This is a genomic window from Kitasatospora sp. NPDC059462, assembly GCF_042749955.1.
Classification (GTDB): domain Bacteria; phylum Actinomycetota; class Actinomycetes; order Streptomycetales; family Streptomycetaceae; genus Kitasatospora.
Genome location: NZ_JBHYUU010000164.1, coordinates 1 through 18,193, shown reverse-complemented (window position 1 = coordinate 18,193; position 18,193 = coordinate 1). Strand labels below are relative to the sequence as shown.

The 18,193-nt window shown below is 75.3% G+C and carries 14 protein-coding genes and 1 pseudogene; 7 read left to right on the top strand and 8 right to left on the bottom strand.

Translation table 11 applies throughout. The annotated features are described in order from the left end of the window. Positions 1-184 precede the first annotated feature (184 nt). Positions 185-1,822 (bottom strand): LCP family protein, encoded by a 1,638-nt coding sequence (locus tag ACFXAM_RS30405; RefSeq protein ID WP_380296089.1) that lies wholly within the window; start codon positions 1,820-1,822, stop codon positions 185-187. 220 nt (positions 1,823-2,042) lie between these two features. On the opposite strand from ACFXAM_RS30405, the gene ACFXAM_RS30400 reads away from it, so the two are divergent. After that, the gene (locus ACFXAM_RS30400) at positions 2,043-3,083 is read left to right on the top strand and encodes a glycosyltransferase family 2 protein (protein WP_380296087.1); all 1,041 of its coding nucleotides are present in this window, start codon (positions 2,043-2,045) and stop codon (positions 3,081-3,083) included. 285 nt (positions 3,084-3,368) lie between these two features. Here ACFXAM_RS30400 and ACFXAM_RS30395 read toward each other — a convergent pair whose 3' ends face one another. The 4 genes from ACFXAM_RS30395 to ACFXAM_RS30380 form a co-directional block, all read right to left on the bottom strand. Beyond that, positions 3,369-5,024: an LCP family protein gene (locus tag ACFXAM_RS30395; protein WP_380296085.1), complete on the bottom strand. Its 1,656-nt coding sequence runs from the start codon at positions 5,022-5,024 to the stop codon at positions 3,369-3,371. Between the two features lie 236 nt (positions 5,025-5,260). After that, on the bottom strand, positions 5,261-6,571 hold the full coding sequence (locus ACFXAM_RS30390) for an LCP family protein (protein ID WP_380296083.1): 1,311 nt from the start codon (positions 6,569-6,571) through the stop codon (positions 5,261-5,263). 36 nt (positions 6,572-6,607) lie between these two features. Next, positions 6,608-7,399: a TIGR03089 family protein gene (locus tag ACFXAM_RS30385; protein WP_380296081.1), complete on the bottom strand. Its 792-nt coding sequence runs from the start codon at positions 7,397-7,399 to the stop codon at positions 6,608-6,610. Positions 7,400-7,536: 137 nt separating this feature from the next. Then, complete coding sequence (locus ACFXAM_RS30380; protein ID WP_380296079.1) at positions 7,537-8,028, bottom strand: SgcJ/EcaC family oxidoreductase; 492 nt, start codon at positions 8,026-8,028, stop codon at positions 7,537-7,539. 6 nt (positions 8,029-8,034) lie between these two features. On the opposite strand from ACFXAM_RS30380, the gene ACFXAM_RS30375 reads away from it, so the two are divergent. From ACFXAM_RS30375 to ACFXAM_RS30365, 3 genes are all read left to right on the top strand, one after another. Then, the gene (locus ACFXAM_RS30375) at positions 8,035-9,036 is read left to right on the top strand and encodes a DNA-3-methyladenine glycosylase family protein (RefSeq protein WP_380296077.1); all 1,002 of its coding nucleotides are present in this window, start codon (positions 8,035-8,037) and stop codon (positions 9,034-9,036) included. Positions 9,037-9,107: 71 nt separating this feature from the next. Beyond that, positions 9,108-9,362 carry a type II toxin-antitoxin system Phd/YefM family antitoxin gene (locus tag ACFXAM_RS30370; protein WP_380296076.1) on the top strand — a complete coding sequence of 85 codons (255 nt, stop codon included), beginning with the start codon at positions 9,108-9,110 and terminating at the stop codon, positions 9,360-9,362. Continuing rightward, the gene (locus ACFXAM_RS30365; RefSeq protein ID WP_380296075.1) at positions 9,359-9,805 is read left to right on the top strand and encodes a PIN domain-containing protein; all 447 of its coding nucleotides are present in this window, start codon (positions 9,359-9,361) and stop codon (positions 9,803-9,805) included. Before ACFXAM_RS30370 ends, ACFXAM_RS30365 begins: the two co-directional genes overlap by 4 nt. Positions 9,806-9,823: 18 nt before the next feature. On the opposite strand, the gene ACFXAM_RS30360 is transcribed toward ACFXAM_RS30365, so the two are convergent. The 3 genes from ACFXAM_RS30360 to ACFXAM_RS30350 form a co-directional block, all read right to left on the bottom strand. Continuing rightward, positions 9,824-11,116 (bottom strand): coenzyme F420-0:L-glutamate ligase, encoded by a 1,293-nt coding sequence (locus ACFXAM_RS30360; RefSeq protein WP_380296073.1) that lies wholly within the window; start codon positions 11,114-11,116, stop codon positions 9,824-9,826. Next, positions 11,113-12,123 (bottom strand): 2-phospho-L-lactate transferase, encoded by a 1,011-nt coding sequence (gene cofD, locus ACFXAM_RS30355; RefSeq protein ID WP_380296071.1) that lies wholly within the window; start codon positions 12,121-12,123, stop codon positions 11,113-11,115. The genes ACFXAM_RS30360 and cofD overlap by 4 nt, the downstream gene beginning before the upstream one ends. 72 nt (positions 12,124-12,195) lie before the next feature. Beyond that, positions 12,196-12,813, bottom strand: a complete 618-nt coding sequence (locus tag ACFXAM_RS30350; RefSeq protein WP_380296069.1) for a cysteine dioxygenase — start codon at positions 12,811-12,813, stop codon at positions 12,196-12,198. A gap of 622 nt (positions 12,814-13,435) precedes the next feature. Between ACFXAM_RS30350 and ACFXAM_RS30345 the strand changes: the two genes are divergently transcribed. The 3 genes and pseudogenes from ACFXAM_RS30345 to ACFXAM_RS30335 form a co-directional block, all read left to right on the top strand. Further along, complete coding sequence (locus ACFXAM_RS30345) at positions 13,436-13,705, top strand: WhiB family transcriptional regulator (RefSeq protein WP_030310813.1); 270 nt, start codon at positions 13,436-13,438, stop codon at positions 13,703-13,705. A gap of 234 nt (positions 13,706-13,939) precedes the next feature. Continuing rightward, a complete protein-coding gene (locus tag ACFXAM_RS30340; RefSeq protein ID WP_380296068.1) occupies positions 13,940-17,803 on the top strand; it encodes a glycosyltransferase in 3,864 nt (1,287 codons plus the stop codon). A gap of 6 nt (positions 17,804-17,809) precedes the next feature. After that, a pseudogene (locus tag ACFXAM_RS30335) lies at positions 17,810-18,193 on the top strand (hypothetical protein); the annotation flags it as partial.

Genomic DNA, 18,193 nt, shown 5'->3' with positions numbered 1-18,193 from the left:
ATACACTATCGACACCGAGGAGCACCGGACTACGACTAGATCTCCGCCGGCCCCGCCCGCCCCGGGGGGCCCCCCCGGTTGGGGGGGCGGGGGGGCCCCCCGGGGCCGGGGGGCGGGGGGAGGGGCGGGGTGCCGTGCGCACCCCGCCCCCTTCCGTGCGTCCGCCGATCCGCGCGCCGGCCGCTCACGGGCAGACGATGTCGCTCGGCCGCTCGGGGCCGGTCGTCTCCGCCTCGTTGCCCCCCGCGTCCGGGCGGGCCTCTCCGGCCGGGCCGGAGGGTGCCGCACCCGGCGCCGTGGGCAGCGGGACGGGGAGCGCCGTCGCTCCGGCCGCCGGGTGGTCCGCGCCCGCGTACAGCTGCAGGACCGTCCCCAGGCCCGGCACCGGCGTCCGCTCGGCCTGCGGCACCGCGACCGCCAGGGTCCGCGCCTCGGCGGCCCGGCGCGGGTCGTAGCGGATCACCGTCCGCCCGGGCGAGGTGCCGATCGGGGCGTTGGAGGGGGCCCCGGTGGTGGCGAACCCGGCCCGCCGCAGCTCGGCGTCGACCCGGGCACCCAGTCCGGCCACGCCCGCCGCGTTGAACACCTGGACGTGCACCTGCTCCGGGGCGACGGCGACGGCGGCGGGAGGCGTGGACCCCGGAGCCGCGGACCCCGGAGCCGCGGACCCCGGAGCCGGGGCCGCCGAGGCCGCCGGCGGCGGGGCCGCCGGAGCCGCCGGTTCGGAAGCCTCCTCCCCGCCCGCGGCCGCCCCGTCCGTCAGCGGCCGCCCCTCCCGGACGGCGTCGAACAGCTCCTCCGCCCGCTCCTTGTCCCACAGCACCGTCGACCCCCACCCGGCGACCGGGTGGTCCACCGAGGCCAGCGGCACGGTCACGAAGTCGGCCCGCCCGGCCGTCAGGTCCTTCATCCGGGCGGCCAGGGTGACCAGGTCGTCGGTCGAGAGCCCCTGGTCCGCCTTGACCGAGCCGAGCAGGCTGTCCGTGACCCGGGCCAGCCGGACCGGGTTGAGCAGGGTGCCGCTGCTGGTCACCTCGTGCAGCAGCTCGGCGACGAACTTCTGCTGCCGGTGCATCCGCCCCAGGTCGGAGCTGCCGTCCAGGTGCCGGGCGCGCACGTACTTGAGCGCCCCCGCGCCGTCCAGGGTGCTGGTGCCGGCCGGCAGGTCCAGACCCGAGTACTCGTCCTTGAGCGGCTTGGCCGTGCAGACCCGGACCCCGCCGACGGCGTCCACGGCGGCGACGAACCCGGCGAAGTTCACCTGGAGGTAGTGGTCGATCCGCAGCCCGGTGTTCTGCTCGACGGTGGCCACGGTCAGCGGCGGCCCGCCCAGCCCGAACGCGGCGTTGATCTTCCCCTTGCCGGCCGGGACCTCCTTGCGGGCCACCGGGTCCCAGTGCGCGGGGATGTCGACATAGGAGTCACGCGGAATGCTGATCACACTGGCCCGGGAGCCGTCCCCGGCGAGCTGGACGATCATCATCGTGTCGGTGCAGTGGCAGGACTCGCCGCCGGCGTGCAGCACGGTCTTCAGGGTCTTCTCCGGGATGCCGTCGCGCTCGTCGGTGCCGACCACCAGGAAGGTGGTGGAGGCGTCGTCGGCCGGGCGGGCCCGGGCGCCGCCGAAGACGTCGACCCGGTCGATCGACCCGGCGCCGCGCAGCACCGCCCAGCCGCCGCAGGAGGTGGCGAGGATGCCGAGGGCGACACCTGCGGCCAGCCGGCGGGGCCAGCGGCGCCGCCGTCCGGGCGGGGATCCGGCCCGTCCGGGCGGGGCACCGGCGGGGCCTCCGGACTGGGCGGAGAGCGGGGAGACGGGCATCTCTCGGATGGTAGGGGCGCCCTCGGTCGGGCCGGGTGAGGGCGCGCCGGAGGCGGGAGGTACGGTGGGCCTGGATCAGTGAAACGTTCCTTCCGGAGCCCTCCGGTGACGTGGGAACGTCTCCTCGACATTCCTTCGCACACGGTCGCTCCCGGGCCGCCCACAGCGGCCCAGACCGGGACAAGACGACACCCCGTTCACACCGGTACGGTTGGCCCCGATGAACACCAAGGCTGCTGAGGAGCTGCCGGCGGTCTCCGTGATCATGCCGGTGCTCAACGAGGAACGACACCTGCGTACGGCCGTCCGGCACATCCTGGAACAGGAGTACGCCGGGCCGATGGAGGTGGTGATCGCCCTCGGTCCGTCCACCGACCGCACCGCGCAGATCGCCGCCGAACTCGTCGCCGAGGACCCGCGGGTCCGGACCGTGGAGAACCCCACCGGGCGCACCCCCGCCGGGCTGAACGCCGCGATCCGCGGCTCCAGCCACCCGATAGTGGTCCGGGTCGACGGCCACGGTCTGCTCACCCCGGGCTACATCACCACGGCGGTCCGGCTGCTCGGCGAGATGGAGGCGGCCAACGTCGGCGGCATCATGCACGCCGAGGGCGAGACCGAGTGGGAGAACGCGGTCGCCGTCGCGATGACCTCCAAGATAGGCGTCGGCAACGCGGCCTTCCACACCGGCGGCCTGGCCGGCCCGGCGGACACCGTCTACCTCGGGGTGTTCCGGCGCGAGGTGCTGGAGCGCCTCGGCGGCTACAACGAGGAGTTCGTCCGCGCCCAGGACTGGGAGCTCAACTACCGCATCCGCCAGGACGGCGGCCTGGTCTGGTTCACCCCGCAGCTGCGCGTCACCTACCGCCCCCGGCCCAGCGTCAAGGCGCTGGCCAAGCAGTACAAGGACTACGGCCGCTGGCGCCGGGTGGTCACCCGGTACCACCGGGGCTCGGTCAACCTGCGCTACCTCGCGCCCCCGGCCGCCTTCGTCGGCGTGACGCTCGGACTGGTGCTCGGCGTGGCCGTCCACCCGGTCTTCCTGGCCTTCCCCGGTGCCTACCTGCTCGGCATCCACGGCGGCGCGCTGGTCGAGGGCCGCGGCCTGTCGTTCAAGGCCAAGGCGCTGCTCCCGCTGGCCTTCGCGACCATGCACCTCAGCTGGGGCTTCGGCTTCCTCACCTCGCCGCGCTCGCTGGCCCGCAAGGTGATCGGCAGCAGTGCCGCGACCGCCACCGGCGCGGTGGTCGAGCGCAGCTGACACCCGGCGCCCCCGGGCGCCGGCACCGGCCCGTTCCGCGGACCCGCCCTCCCGTTCCCGCCCCCGGCGCCGTCGCCGGAGCCGTGGGGACGGCCGAGGCCGGGGCCGCCGCCGTTCGCGCGGGCCGCGGCGTCCTCGTCGGCCCGGCCGCGGTGCTGCCGGTACGCCCGCGGGGTGACGCTCCGCCAGGGCTGTCCGATCCCCGGCCGCGCCGTCCCGGTCCGCCGGGACGCCCCCGGACGCCGGCGGGCCGCTCGCGCCCGCCGGGGCGGCCCTGACGTCAGCTCACTTGGCGCAGACGTCGGTGTCGTCGGCCTGGACCCGCTGGAGGTCCTTCGGCGCCTCGGTGGCCGGCGCGCTCGGGGTCGCCGCGGCGGCGGCCGCGTCCTTGCCGAGCACCAGCACCAGCCCGTCCTTGGCGCCCAGCTTCGGGTCCGCCCTGACCGCGTCGGCGGGCAGGCCCAGGGCGGTGGCCAGTGCCGCCGCCTCGGCGGCCTTCCCGGCCGGGTGGGAGAGCGTGGTGGCCGCCGCGACGGGCGCGTTGGCGGCGGTCGCGGCCCGGGTGTAGCCCTTCGCCTGCAGCCGGTCGACGGCCTGCTGCGCCTGCCCGGGCGTCCCGCTGCCGTTGCGCACCGTCACCCGCAGCTGCTGCACGTCCGCCGCCGGAGCGGCCGGAGCGGCCGTGGTCGGAGCCGCCGGAGCTGCCGGGGCCGCCGACGTGGCAGCGGCCGAGGGAGCCGCCGGGGCCGCCCCGGCGGAGTCCGCCGTCCCGGTCAGCGACCGGTCGTTGCCGACCATCGAGAACAGCTGCCCGGCGTCCGGCTGCTTGAGCACCAGCCGGTTCTCGTCCGCCGGGTCGTCCAGCACCGGCACGGTGGCGAAGGTGATGTTCTTGGTGTCGACCTTGCTGACGTCCAGCGCGAGGCCGGTCAGCTTGTCGACGCTGCCGATCCCGGAGTCGACGGTGAGCGCCTTGGTGGCGGCGTCCGCGAGCTTCCACAGCTTGGCCGGGTCGGTCAGGGTGTCGTTGCTCTTGGCCGAGCGGATCATCGAGCTGATGAACTGCTGTTGCAACGGGATCCGGGAGAGGTCGCCGCCCTGTCCGACGGCGTGCCGGGTACGAACGAAGGCGAGCGCCTCGTCGCCCTGGACGACGTGCCGGCCCTTGCTCATCTTCAGGTGCGAGTCCGGGTCGTTGATGTCCTTGGCCACGCAGACCTCGACGCCGCCGACGGCGCTGGAGAGCGTCTTCACCGCGTCGAAGTTGACCATCATGAAGTGGTCGATCCGGATCCCGGTCATCTTCTCGACGGTCTTCCAGGTGCAGCTCGGGTCGCGGCCCTCCTGGCCCAGGCTGTTGTTGAACATCGTGCGCGCCGTGCCGGGGATGGTCTTCCCGTCCGGCGTCCGGCAGTCCGGCACCGGCACCATGAGGTCGCGCGGGATGCTGAGCACCGTCGCGTTGCTGCGGTCCTTGGCGACGTGGAACAGCATGGTGGTGTCGGCGTGCCCGGCGCTGCCCTCGTCGCCGTACGCGCGGCCCAGGCCCTCCCGGCTGTCGGTGCCGATCACCAGGATGTTCGTGGCGTCGCCGACCGGCTGGGGCCGCTCCGCCTCGTTGCCCAGCTGCACCTTGACGGTGGTGATGTTGTTGTTGAAGTGCTGGTACGCGTAGTACGCGCCACCGCAGCCGGCCACCAGGACGAACGCGCCGAGGCCGCCGGTCCACTTCAGCAGCCGTCGCCGGCGGTTGCGCCGGGCCGCGCCGCGCGCCCTCCGCCGGGCGGCCCGCCCCCCGTCGGCCGCCCTCCCGGGGGCGGGGTCGGTCGCGGCCTCGGCCGCGGTCCCCGAGGGGCGCCGGCGCTGGACGGGGATGCCCCGGGCCGGGTCGGACGGGGTCGGCCCGGCGTCCGGCGTGGCGCCGTGGATGTCCTGCTGCACGGGTGTTCCCCTCCCTCCGGCCGGTTCTCGGGCCGGTGCGCGAATTGCGCGACCGACTCGGACACCCTAGACGAGCCGGGTGGGGGAATTGTTCCGGGTGTGATCTCCGCCATGATGCGGACCGGCGATTTCCGCAGGTGAATCAGGTGCTGGGAATTTCCGGTGAGAACCTTTCAAGATCATGATCCGTGTACGGAATGGTGATCAGATGATCACTTGATTCGCATGGCGACGGGTCAGTGCACCGCGCACGCGTCCACGTCGGCGGTCCGCCCCTCGAACGAGGGCGGAGTGCTCACGCTCGGTGACGGCGAGGTCAGCGGCGAGGTCAGCGGCGAGGTCGGTGACGAGGCCGACGGCGAGGCCGGCGCCGAGGACGAAGGGGCCGCCGACGGGGCCGCCCGGGCCGTCGGCGACGGGCCCGACCCCGGGGGCCGCACCTCCACCGGCCGGTCGTCCCGTAGCGCCGCGAACAGCTGCGCGGTCTGCGGCTGCACGAACTCGTCGCGGTCCGAGTCGAACCGGTACGGCTGCCGCGGCGCCGTCAGGAAGGTCACGTCCGAGGACGGGATCCCGCGCAGGTCCTGGGTCAGGTCGTACAGCGCGCCCAGCGAGGACAGCGAGCCGTCGGCCCGCACCGACGAGGTGGCCGCGTCCAGCACCGGCCACAGCTTGGTCGGGTTGAGCAGCACGCCCTGCGACTGCACCTTGCGGATCAGCGCCGCCAGGAACTGCTGCTGACGCCCCATCCGCTGGGTGTCGCTGCCGTCGCCGAGGGTCTCCCGGGCCCGGACGTAGCCGAGCGCCTGCTCGCCGTGCAGGGTCTGCCGCCCGGCCGGGAGGTCCAGCTTGGCGTCCTTGTCGTGGATCGGCTGGGGCACGCACACCTCGACCCCGTCGACGGCGTCCACCATCCGCTTGAACCCGGTGAAGTCGATGATCACGTAGTGGTCGATCCGGATGCCGCTGAGCTGCTCGACGGTCCGGATCGAGCAGGCCGGGCCGCCGGTCTCGAAGGCGGCGTTGAACTGCAGCAGCGCGGGCCGGCTGCGGGTGCCGTCCGGCTTCTCGCAGGCGGGGACGCTCACCATGACGTCGCGCGGGATGGAGACGGCGGTCGCGCGCCGCCGGTCGGCCGCCAGGTGCAGCAGGATCGTGGTGTCCGACCGCTGGCCGCCCGCCGAGCCGTAGGAGGCGTTGGCGCCGGTCCGGTCGTCGCTGCCGATCAGCAGCAGGTTCTCCGCGCCGCGGGCCCCGGCGGTCCGGGCGGGGCGCTCCGCCTCCAGCCGGGCCAGCAGCTGGTCGGTGGTGGAGTCGGTGCGGATGTTGCCGTCGAGCTTGCGGTAGGCGATCCAGAGCACGGTGCCGCAGGCCACCAGCAGGAACGCCAGGGCGCCGGCGGTGACGACCAGCCACCGGCGGCGGCGCCGCCGGGCGCCGGAAGCCTCCGCAATGGCTTCCGGCTCCGCGGCGCCGGCCTCCTCGGCCGGGGTTCGGTCGGTCGGCGGGCGTTCGGTCGGGGGGTGCTCGGTGTCGTCCTCGGCCATGGCAGGGATCCCTACCCGCCGGGCCGGGGCCGGGGGTTACCCGAGGCGCAGTGTCACCCGTTCGGATTCCACCCGCTTCTCCCACTGGTCGGCGTCCAGGCCGTCCGAGTTGCGGCAGAGCACCACCGAGGCCCCGGCCGCCAGCGGCGCCAGCAGCCCGGCCTCCAGACCCGCCCAGTCGTCGTAGCAGAGGGTGGACAGCACCCGGTCGCCCGGTCCCACCCCGAGCCGGGCGGCGCCCTCGCGGGCCAGCTGGACGGTCTGCTCCCCGGTCAGCTTCAGCGGCAGGCCGTCGACCGAGGTCTCCAGCGCCGGGGCGTCCGGGGTGACGGGGGAGTAGGGGGCGAACCGGTCGCCCTGGCCGGGCACCTCGGCCGCGTAGTCGAGGAAGCCGTCCGGACGCTGCGGGAAGCGCCCGCCGAGCGGGCGCAGCGCGAGCGCCACCCGCTCGCCCTCGCACGCCTGGGCGGCCTCCAGGCCGTCCGGGCCGCTGACCACCAGGTCGGCGCCGGCCGGGTCGCCGCCCGGCACCGCCGTCACCCCCACCGACCAGCAGGCGAGCAGCCAGACGGCGCTCTGCCAGTGGGCCGGGAGGAGCAGCGCGGCCCGGTCGCCCGGCCCGGCGTTGAGCTCGTCCTGGAGCAGGTTCGCGGTCTTGGCCACCCAGTTGTCGAAGGTCCGGGCGGAGAGTTCGACGCGTTCGCCGCTGGCGTCGTCGTAGAAGGTGACCAGCGGGGCCGCGGGGTCGACTGAGGGAGCGCCACCTCGCAGGAAAGCGTGCAGCAGCTCGACGGGGGTGCGGGCATCGGCAGCGAAAGGCGAAGTCATGGTGCGCCCCAGCCTACGGCCTACGGGCGGACGTCCGGGAGGGGTGGCGGGGGCGCCGCCGGGCGGCGTGGCGGGCAGGTCGAAATCCCGTGAACATCCGGTTCACGCGCGGCGCCGCCCGCCGGATCACCGCATGATCACCGCGGCCCCGGCCCGCGGCCGACCAGCGCCCGCAGTTCCGCCGTCAGCGCCTGCGCGAGGTCGGGCCGCAGGTCGTACCGGGCCGGGGTGGTCTGCCACAGCGCGATCCGCCAGCCCGCCCCCGCGTCGACCGCGATCACCGTCTGCACCGCGTTCAGCGCGGGGTCCACGTCCTCCGCGTCGTCCGGCACCAGGCCGGCGACCGCGTCCAGCTGCGCCACCCCGGGGGCCAGCGCCCGCACCCGCCGCACCTTGGCGACGTACTCGGGCGTGGCGTGGTCGGCGAAGACCCGTCCGAGCTCGGCGGCCATCACCGAGCGGCCGCGGTGGCGGGTCCCGTCGAAGCCGATCACCTCGCCGTCCGGCGCGAACGGCCCGGCGAAGGCGGCGCCGTCCCGCAGGTTCCAGCCCTCCAGCACCCGGTGGTAGAGGGCCCGCACGGCACTCTCGTCACCTGGGGACAATTCCGTCACCCGCGTATCGTTCATATCCCCATGGTCGACGGACAGCGCAGGAGGTGCACGGCGGTGAACGGGAGGAGCGTGCCCGCCCCGAGGGCCACCGGCAGCGGCCCCGGCACCGGCGCCGCGGCCGTGCGCCGCTGGCGGCCCGGCTTCCCGCTGGACGTGGCCCGCACCCTGCTCCCGCTGCGCCGCGGCCCGGCCGACCCGGCGTACCGGACCACCGCCGACGGCGCCGTCTGGCGGGCCTCCCGCACCCCGGCCGGCGTCGGCACCCTGCGGGTGCTCGCCCGCCCCTCCGAGGGCGTGGTCGAGGCGGACGCCTGGGGCCCGGGCGCGCCGTGGCTGCTCGACCGGCTGCCCGAGCTGCTCGGCGACGCGGACGACCCGGCGGGCCTGGTCCTGCCGCCCGGCCCGCTGCGCGAGGCCCAGCGCGCGGCGGCCGGCGTGCGGCTGGCCAGGACCGGGCTGGTGCTGGAGTCCCTGGTGCCGGCGATCCTGGAGCAGAAGGTCACCACCGGCGAGGCCTACCGCGCCTGGCGCACCCTGCTGCGCGCCTTCGGCACCCCGGCGCCCGGGCCGGCGGGGGAGATGCGGGTGGCGCCGTCGGCCCGCGAGTGGTCGCAGGTGCCGAGCTGGGACTGGCACCGGGCGGGCGTGGACCCGAAGCGCTCGGCGACGGTGCAGCGCGCCGTCCGCCTGGCGCCCCGCCTGGAGGAGGCCTCCGCGATGGACCACGAGGCGTCCTTCGCCCGCCTCACCGCCGTCCCGGGCATCGGCGTCTGGACGGCCGCCGAGACCCTCCAGCGCAGCAACGGCGACGCGGACGCCGTCTCGGTCGGCGACTTCCACCTGCCCAACACCGTCGGCTGGGCGCTGGCCGGCCGGGTCCGCAGCGACGACGCCCAGATGCTGGCGCTCCTGGAGCCCTACCGCCCGCACCGCCACCGCCTGTGCCGGATCGTCCTCGCCACCGGCACCCACGCCCCCCGCTTCGGCCCCCGCCTCGCCCCCAACGACCACCGCCGGCGCTAAACCCACACGTTCGGGTGAATTGCACCCCCGCATGATGTACTACACCGTAGTACCAGGCTTAGGCTGGCCTCATGGAAGCAACGATGCGGGAACTGAACCAGCAGACGGCCAAGGTGATAGGAGCCGTCGAGCGCGGTGAGACCGTGATCGTCACCAAGGACGGCCGCCATGTCGCCACGATCGTGCCGCCGGACCTCGCCGAGCCGGTCTACCCGTTCCGTACCGACCCGATGGGCGACGAGATCGACGACATGCCGAGTTTCGGAGGCGGAGGCGGTCGCATCGTGGCCGATCTCGACAAGCACATGGAAGGGTTCGGGCGGTGACGGCGGTCGCGGTGGTCGGCGACACCGGCGCGCTGCTCGCGGCCTACGCGCGGGACGAGCCTGACCACATCGCCTGCCGGAAGGCGTTGGACACCGTGGGCCACCTGGTCATTTCGCCGCTGGTGCTCGCCGAACTGGACTACCTGGCCCACCGGACGCTCGGCGTCGGCGCGGCGATGGGCATCCTGGAGGACATCATCGACCGTTGCACGATCGGCCGGTTCGAGGTCCCGGAGGTCGCTTCGCACCTGGGTGCCGCGCGAATCGTCATGCGCCGCTACCCGGAGCTGAGCATGGGCCTGACCGACGCGATCAACGTCGCGCTGGCCGCCGAGTTCCGCACCGACGCCGTGCTGACGATCGACCGCAGGCACTTCCGCGCGATCCGGCCGCTGACCAACCACCAGGCCTTCCGCCTGCTGCCGGACGACCTCGGCGACTGACACCCGCCGTCGGGTCGGTCAGCGGACCTCGATGAAGGCGTCCGCCGTCCGCTCGGGGCGGGTGCGCGGGGGTTCGGCGGGGCGGCCGACGGCGACGGCGCCCATCGGGTCCCAGTGGCCGGGGAGGCCGAGGGCGGTGCGGACGGTGTCGCGGCAGAACATGGTGGAGGACACCCAGGCCGAGCCGTAGCCCTCGCCGACCAGGGCGACCAGGAGGTTCTGCACGGCCGCGCCGATCGCGACGGTGAACATCTCCCGCTCGGCGCCGGCCCGGCGATCGTCGGGGTAGTCGTGCGAGCCGTCCATCACCAGGCAGGGCACCACCAGGTACGGGGCGGCCCGCAGGACGTCGCCGCGGGCGGTGCGGCGGGCGATCCGCTCCTCGTCCCAGCCGTCCAGCTCGGCGAGGTCGCGACGCCAGGCGGTGAGCATCGCGTCCAGCAGCCGGGTCCGGACGCCGGGGGTCTCCAGCAGCACGAACCGCCACGGCGTGGTGTGGTGCGGCGCGGGCGCGGTGACCGCGGCGGCGACGGCGCGCCGCACGGCCTGCGGGTCGACCGGTTCGGCGGTGAACGCGCGGATGGTGCGCCGCTGGGTGACGGCCTGCCGGATCGCCTCGGAGGTGCCGAGCCGGAACATGTCCTCGGCGGCGGGCCGGACCAGCGCCCGGGCGCCCTCGCCGTCCTCGGCGGTGACCAGGTGGCCGAGGCCGCGCACCACGGCGACCGGGGTGCCGGTGGCCTTGCCCTTCACCAGGTCGGCGGCGGCGGCGAGCTCGTCGGCGGTGGCGGTCACGGTCATGGCCAGCTCGTTGCCGTGCGAGTCGGTGCGGCCCCGGTGGTCCTCGACGACGGGCAGCCCGGCGGCGCCGATGGCGACGTCGGTGAGCCCGTTGCGCCAGGGCCGGCCGAAGGTGTCGGTGACCACGACGGCGAGCCGGCGCTCGGTGAGCTGCTGGATCCGGGCCCGCAGCGCGCGGGCCGAGGCGTCCGGGTCCTCGGGCAGCAGCAGGACGGTGCCGGGGGCGGTGTTCGAGGCGTCGACACCGGCGGCGGCCATCACCAGGCCGTTGCGGTTCTCGACGATCCGGGTGCTGCCGCGCCGGGCGACCACCCGGACCGTCTCGGCGTCGATCGCGGCCTCGCGGTCGGCGGCCTCCAGCACCCGGCCCTCGGCCTTGCTGACCACCTTGGAGGTGACCAGCAGGATGTCGCCGTCCTGGTACTCGGCGGCCTTGGCGATCAGCCCGGCGAGGTCGGCGCCGGCGTCGATCTCGGGCAGCCCGCCGACCGGGACGATCCGGAGCGTCATCCGCGCACCTGCTCGGCCAGCGCGAGCGCGGCCCGGGCCATCGCGGCGGTGGCGGGCACGTCGGTCATCAGTAGCGGCACGGCCCGGCAGGCGATCCCGCCGGCCTCGACGGCGGCGACGACGCCCTCGTCCGCGGTGTCCACCAGCCACCCGTCCAGCAGGCCCTCCCGCCGCCCGTCGCCACCCTCGCCCGCGCCGCTCCGCGGCGCCGACCTGCTGCCGTAGTCCAGCGCGACCGCGTCCGCGGTGGCCTCGACGCCGACGGCGGCGAGCACCTTGTCGGCCATGCCGCGCACCGGCGCCCCGCCGATGATCGGGGAGAGCCCGACCACCGGGGCGGACGCGGCGGCGACGGCGGCCCGGATGCCCGGCACGGCGAGGATGGTGCCGATCGAGACGACCGGGTTGGACGGCGGGAAGAGGATGACGTCGGCGTCGGCGATGGCCTCCAGCACGCCGGGCGCCGGCTTGGCGGTCTCCGCGCCGACCGGCACGATCGCCTCGGCGTCGACGGCGGCGTGCAGCTTGACCCAGTACTCCTGGAAGTGGATCGCCCGGGTGCCCCGGTCGTCGGTGATCCGCACGTGGGTCTCGACCCGGTCGTCGCTCATCGGCAGCAGCCGCACCCCGGGCCGCCACCGCACGCAGAGCGCCTCGGTGACCTGGCTGAGGGTGTAGCCGGCGGTGAGCATCTGGCTGCGCACGAGGTGGGTGGCGAAGTCGCGGTCGCCGAGCCCGAACCACTCGGGCCCGACGCCGTACTCCTTCATCTCGGCCTTGATGGACCAGGTCTCGTCGGTCCGGCCCCAGCCCTGCTCCTCGTGGATGCCGCCGCCGAGGGTGTACATGACGGTGTCGAGGTCGGGGCAGACCTTCAGCCCGAAGAGGTGGATGTCGTCACCGGTGTTGCCGATGACGGTGATCTCGTCCTCGGGGCCGACGGCCTCCCGGAGTCCGCGCAGGAAACGCGCTCCGCCGATCCCGCCTGCCAGTGCCACGATGCGCATGCGCCCATCCTGCCACGCGTCGACGGGTCGTCAGCCCGGCCCTCGGCAACCGCCGCCGAGGCCCGGCGGGCCTCAGCCGACCTCGGCGGACGCCTGCGGGTGCTGCTCGGGGACGGCCGTGCCGCCGCCGTACTGGTTCATCTCGGTCAGGCCGGGGCTGTAGAGGTGGATGGAGACGGCCGGCTCCAGCGAGCCGTTGACCACCTCGTGCAGGTAGCCGGCGGAGAACACCCGCTGCCCGCCGGGGCGCAGCGTCCGGGCGCCGTCGCCCGCATGGGTGAGGGAGCGCTCGACGAGTTCACCCCGCACGACGGTCATCACGCCGGCGGAGGCGCCGTGGTCGTGCAGGCCGCTGCTCTGGCCGGGCAGCCAGCTGAGCAGCCAGACCTCGTAGCCGGGGCCGGTCTCCAGCCGGGCGTACCAGCGGGTCAGCGCGTCGTAGCGGACGAGCGGCTCCCAGCGGGCGCGGTCGGCGGCGATCTCGCGGACCAGCCGGGAGTGGTCGGCGACGGTGACGGGGTGCCCGGGCAGGTCGGTGCGCGCGAGGTGCGGGAAGGCCAGCGGGTCGCCGGCGATGGAGACGTCGCTGAGACCGTCGGCCCACGGGTGGGCGGCGGGGCGGGCGGCGTGGAGGCGGCGGGCGAGCTTGCTGCGGTCGCGGTTCCGCTTGCGGATGCGGATCATTCGCACGGGAGTCGTCCTCGGAAAGGCTGGGGCGTCAGGGGATCAGCCGGATCCGGGATGTCCTGGGGCGGGAATCGCGGGCGGCCTCTGTGCTTCCTGGGCGGCGCGCGGCGGGACGGCGGGCGCCTAGATACAGCGGCAGGAACAGAGGCGACAACAGGAGTTCACGGCACGGCGGAGGGCGGAACCGCTCCGGGGGCTGGCGAACTCTGACATAGGGGAAAGGACATCGCATCGACGGGGGCGGTGTCAACTCGGGGAGAGCGGACATTCGGGTGAGATCGGTCATGAAGTACCCGATGGGGTGATAAATCACCCTCTATGTTTCGATGGGAAGATCGCCGGGAAGAGAGGGCGGTGACCGGCCTGTGGCGGTGACTGCGCGTCACCCGGCCCCCGGTCGTGAAGGGTTCGGCAGCCTTCGAGGGTCCTCGGACGTGAGGTCCGATGTGTCCGGTTATGTACACTATTCGTAACGGCTTGGTGCCGGGGAGTGAATCCTGGCCCCAATACCAGAGCTCGGCTTGACTGAGCCAGAGTGACGCAACTGTAATTTCACTCGTGTCGTCGGCCGCACGAGGCAACGGCAACCACGGGGACGCCAATAGGGGCAGAGGAGGCGCGCCACATGAGCGAGCTCTTTGAGCTGTTGATCGGTGACGGCATCGAGGAGGAAGAGGAACTCGGCTGGCAGGAGCGCGCGCTGTGCGCCCAGACCGACCCGGAATCCTTCTTCCCCGAGAAGGGCGGCTCCACGCGCGAGGCCAAGAAGGTCTGCCTCGCCTGCGAGGTCCGCTCCGAGTGCCTGGAGTACGCCCTCGCCAATGACGAGCGATTCGGCATCTGGGGCGGCCTCTCCGAGCGCGAGCGCCGCCGGCTCAAGAAGAGCGCCGTCTGAACGGGGTGGACGCGTCCCCCGGACCCCTGGACCCCGGTTCCTCGAACGACCGGCCCGCACGGACGACCTGCGACGAAGCGCCTCACCACCGGTGGTGAGGCGCTTCCGCGTTCCCGGACGGGCACCCGGGGCGGACACCGTGGACGGAGCCGCCACCCGGAGCCGTTAGTGTGGTGCGCCATCCGGTTGCCGTTCACCGGCTGTGTCCACCGAGAACTGGGGCCCTCGCACGCGATGACCGTCTACAGCCACCAGAGCGGCTTCTCCTCCAGCAGGCCGCCCGCCTACCCGCGCCACCTGGTCACCGCCGTGATCGTCTCGCACGACGGCGCCCGCTGGCTGCCCCGGGCCCTCGCCGGCCTGCTCGGCCAGGACCGCCAGGTCCAGCGCGTCCTCGCCGTCGACACCGGCTCCACCGACGACTCCCCGCGCCTGCTCGCCGAGACCCTCGCCGACTGGCTCCCGGAGAGCGGCCCGACCGTCCTCGGCCGCCGGGCCGGCTTCGGCACCGCCGTCGGCGAGGCCGTCTTCAACAGCCCCCCGCTGCGCCCCGAGGACCTGCCCTACCGGCTCGACCCCTCCGGCTACGACCCGGTCACCGGCGGCTGGGACGACTTCGGCGACCCGCTCGGCGAGGAGGACGGCCTCGGCCGCGGCGGCCCCCGGGAGACCCAGCCGGTCGAGTGGCTCTGGCTGCTGCACGACGACTGCGAACCGCAGACCGACGCGCTGCGCCGACTGCTCCAGGTCGCCGACTCCACCCCCAGCGCCGCCGTCGTCGGCCCCAAGCTGCGCAGCTGGTACGACCGCCGCCAGCTGCTGGAGGTCGGCGTCACCATCGCCCGCTCCGGCCGCCGCTGGACCGGCCTCGACCGGCGCGAGCAGGACCAGGGCCAGCACGACCAGGTCCGCCCGGTGCTCGCCGTCTCCACCGCCGGCATGCTGGTGCGCCGCGACGTCTTCGAGCAGCTCGGCGGCTTCGACCGGGCGCTGCCGCTGATGCGCGACGACACCGACTTCTGCTGGCGGGTCAACGCCGCCGGCCACCGCGTCGTGGTCGCCCCGGACGCCGTGCTCCGGCACGCCGAGGCCGCCAGCCGCGAGCGCCGCGCCATCGACTGCGGCCCCGCCCACCCGCACCGGGTGGACAAGGCCGGCGCCGTCTACACCCTGCTCGCCAACACCAGGGGCGTGCTCTTCCCCTACGTCCTGCTGCGGCTGGTGCTCGGCACCCTGCTGCGGGTGGTCGCCAACCTGCTCGGCAAGGACCCCAAGCAGGCCTTCGACGAACTCGCCGGCCTCGGCCACGAACTCGTCCGGCTGCCCCGGCTGCTGGCCGCCCGCAAACGCCGCGCCCGCAGCCGGGCCGCCGACGCCCTGGACGACCGCACGCTCTTCCCCGCACCCGGCGCCACCGCCCGGCTCGCCGTCGAGGGCGTCATCGGCTCGCTCGGCATAGGGGGCGGCGACGACGCCGGCTCCGGCCGGCACGGCACCGCCGAGGCCGGCGGCGACGAGGACGCCGAGGACCTCGTCGTCGAGCAGTTCGCGCTGGTCAAGAAGCTCGTCCGGCGCCCCGCCCCGGTGCTGTTCGCCGCCCTGCTGGTGTTCGCCCTGGTCGCCTGCCGCGGCCTGCTCGGCGCTGACGCCCTGTTCGGCGGCGCCCTGCTGCCCGCCACCGACGGCGCGGCCGGCCTCTGGTCGATGTACGCCGACGCCTGGCACCCCGTCGGCACCGGCTCCACCGCCTCCGCGCCGCCCTACCTCGCGGTGCTGTCGATCCTCTCCTGGATGCTGTTCGACCACGCCGACCTCGCGGTCACCCTGCTGGTCGTCCTCGCCGTCCCGCTCTCCGCCGTCAGCGCCTACCTGGTCTCCCGGCCGCTGATCGACTCCAAGCTGGTCCGCGCCTGGGCCAGCGCCACCTACGCCCTGCTGCCCGCCGCCACCGGCGCGCTCGCCCAGGGCCGGATCGGCACCGCCGTGCTGGCCGTGCTGCTCCCGCCGCTGGCCCGTGCCGCCGCGATCACCGCCGGCCTCGGCATCCGGGACGAGAGCGCCGCCAAGGGCGCCCGCCCCGGCTGGCGCTCCGCCTGGATGACCGTCCTGCTGCTCACCCTGGCCACCGCCTTCGTCCCGCTGGTCTGGGCGCTGGCCGTGCCGCTCTGCCTGGCCATGCTGCTCACCGCGGTGGTCCGCGGCGGCGCCTTCGGCTCCGGCGTCACCGCGCTGCGCCTGCTCGGCCTGCGCGTCCTGGTCGTCCTCGCGGTGCCGGTCGCCGTCCTGGCGCCCTGGTCGCTCCAGGTGCTCTCGCACCCGCAGTGGCTGCTGCTCGAAGCGGGCCTGCCCGGCCTGCACGGCGCCGGGCCGACCGCCACCGGGCTGCTCCTGGTCAACCCGGGCGGCGCCGGGGTGCCGCCGGTCTGGCTCTCCGCCGGCGTGGTGCTCGCCGCGCTGGCCGCCCTGCTGCGCGCCGACCGCCGCCGCGCGGTGCTCGCCGCCTGGGGCGCCGCCGGCGCCGGACTGCTGTTCGCCGTCGCGGTGGCCGGCACCTCGGTCACCCCCGCCTCCGGCGGCCCGGCCGTGCCCGCGTGGTCCGGCCCCGCCACCCTGCTGGCCGGCGTCGCCCTGCTCGCCGCCGCCGCGATCGGCGCCGACGGCGCCAACGCCCGTGTGGCTGGCATCGCCTTCGGCTGGCGCCAGCCGGTCGCCGCCCTGGTGGTCGCCGCCGCCGTGCTCGCCCCGCTGGGCACCGGCCTCTGGTGGGCCGTCACCGGCGCCGACGGCCCGCTGCACCGCGGCCGCGGTGCCCAGGTGCCCGCGTTCATCGCCGAGCAGGCCGGCACCACCGACCGCTCCCGCACCCTGGTCGTCACCGGCGACCCGAAGGGCGGCTCGGTCGACTACACCGTGGTCCGCGGCGCCGGACTGACGCTCGGCCAGGCCGAGTCCACCGTCGACCCGGCCACCGGTACCACGGCCGGCCTGGACCGCACGGTCGGCAGCCTGCTGGCCGGCTCCGGCGCCGACCAGGCGGGCGCGCTCTCCCGCTACGGCATCGCCTACGTGCTGGTCGACCAGCCGCTGATCGGCGCCTTCAAGGACGTCCTGGACACCACCCCCGGCCTGGTCAAGGCCAACCAGGACGGCGGCGCCGCGCTCTGGCAGGTCGACGGCACCCCCGCCACCCGCGCGCTGATCACCGCCCCGGGCGCCGTCCCCGTGGTCGTCCCGGCCGGTGAGCGCGACCTCGACACCACCCTGCCGGCCGGACCCGAGGGCCGGGTGCTGCGCCTCGCCGAGTCCGCCGCCCCGCAGTGGAAGGCCACCCTGGACGGCACCGCCCTGGAGCCGGTCACCGTGGACGGCTGGGCGCAGGGCTTCAAGCTCCCGGCCGGCGGCGGCAAGCTGCTGGTCACCCGGGAGGGCAGCCTGGCGCACACCGGCTGGATCTGGGCGCAGCTGCTGCTCGGCCTGACCGTCCTGGTGCTGGCCCTGCCCGGCCGGCGCAACCACAAGGACGACGACCTGCCCGAGGACGTGGTCGAGGCCGCCGCGCTGGCCGCCGCCGCCCAGGCGCAGGCCCCGGCCCCCGGCAGCCGCCGGGCCCGCCGGATGGCCGAGCGCGGCGACGGCACCGAGGTCGAGGCCCCGGACACCGACGAGCCGGACGCCGGGGTGTACGAGGGCCGGCCGGGCACGATCCCGGCGCAGTCCGCGGGCGAGCCGGCGGCCGGGGCGGTCCAGGCGGCCGCCGCCGCGCAGGAGGCCGAGCCGTACACCGACCCGTACCAGACGTACCAGCAGGCCGACCCGTACAGCTACGACCCGTACGCCGCGCAGCAGCCGGTGGGCGCGCCGTACGGCGGCGGCCAGGGGTACGGCGGCCAGGACGGCTACCAGCAGCAGGGCTACCAGCCGTACCCGGCGGACCAGCAGTACGGCTACGACCAGTACCAGCAGCCGGGCCAGCAGCCCTGGGTGCCCGGACAGCAGCAGGCCGAGCCCTACTACGACCAGCCGGACCCGAACGAGCCCCACGACCCGAACGGCCCGCACGGTCCGGGCCGGTACCCGCACCACGGATCCGGGAGCTGACCCGCGATGAAGAAGCCCGCCTTCAGGAAGAAGCCCGCCGCGCCGGGCGCCGCCCCCGCCGGGGCCTTCGACGGCGCCCCCGCCCCGAAGGGCTCCTCGGTGGCGCGCACCACCCGCTCGCTGCTGGCCGCGGGCGTGGTGCTCGCGGCGGTGTTCGGCATCGCCGAGCTGCGCCCGCCGGCCGCCCCGGCCCGCACCGACCGGGCCACCGCCACCACGGCGCAGGTCGAGCGGAGCACCGCGGTCTGCCCGCAGCCGCTCCAGGGCCTCACCGGCTCCACCACCCTCACCGCGTACACCCCGCCCGGTGCGGGCGAGGCCACCGGCGGGGCCGGCTGGCTCTCCGACGCGGCCGCGCCCGCCGCCGCACCGGCCGCGCCCGCGCCGGGC

Coding starts and splice junctions, on each gene's coding strand:
- ACFXAM_RS30340 (WP_380296068.1), top strand. CDS start 13,940: ATGACCGTCTACAGCCACCAGAGCGGCTTCTCCTCCAGCAGGCCGCCC.
- ACFXAM_RS30400 (WP_380296087.1), top strand. CDS start 2,043: ATGAACACCAAGGCTGCTGAGGAGCTGCCGGCGGTCTCCGTGATCATG.
- ACFXAM_RS30385 (WP_380296081.1), bottom strand. CDS start 7,399: ATGACTTCGCCTTTCGCTGCCGATGCCCGCACCCCCGTCGAGCTGCTG.
- cofD (WP_380296071.1), bottom strand. CDS start 12,123: ATGCGCATCGTGGCACTGGCAGGCGGGATCGGCGGAGCGCGTTTCCTG.
- ACFXAM_RS30345 (WP_030310813.1), top strand. CDS start 13,436: ATGAGCGAGCTCTTTGAGCTGTTGATCGGTGACGGCATCGAGGAGGAA.
- ACFXAM_RS30380 (WP_380296079.1), bottom strand. CDS start 8,028: ATGAACGATACGCGGGTGACGGAATTGTCCCCAGGTGACGAGAGTGCC.
- ACFXAM_RS30390 (WP_380296083.1), bottom strand. CDS start 6,571: ATGGCCGAGGACGACACCGAGCACCCCCCGACCGAACGCCCGCCGACC.
- ACFXAM_RS30360 (WP_380296073.1), bottom strand. CDS start 11,116: ATGACGCTCCGGATCGTCCCGGTCGGCGGGCTGCCCGAGATCGACGCC.
- ACFXAM_RS30375 (WP_380296077.1), top strand. CDS start 8,035: ATGGTCGACGGACAGCGCAGGAGGTGCACGGCGGTGAACGGGAGGAGC.
- ACFXAM_RS30405 (WP_380296089.1), bottom strand. CDS start 1,822: ATGCCCGTCTCCCCGCTCTCCGCCCAGTCCGGAGGCCCCGCCGGTGCC.
- ACFXAM_RS30370 (WP_380296076.1), top strand. CDS start 9,108: ATGGAAGCAACGATGCGGGAACTGAACCAGCAGACGGCCAAGGTGATA.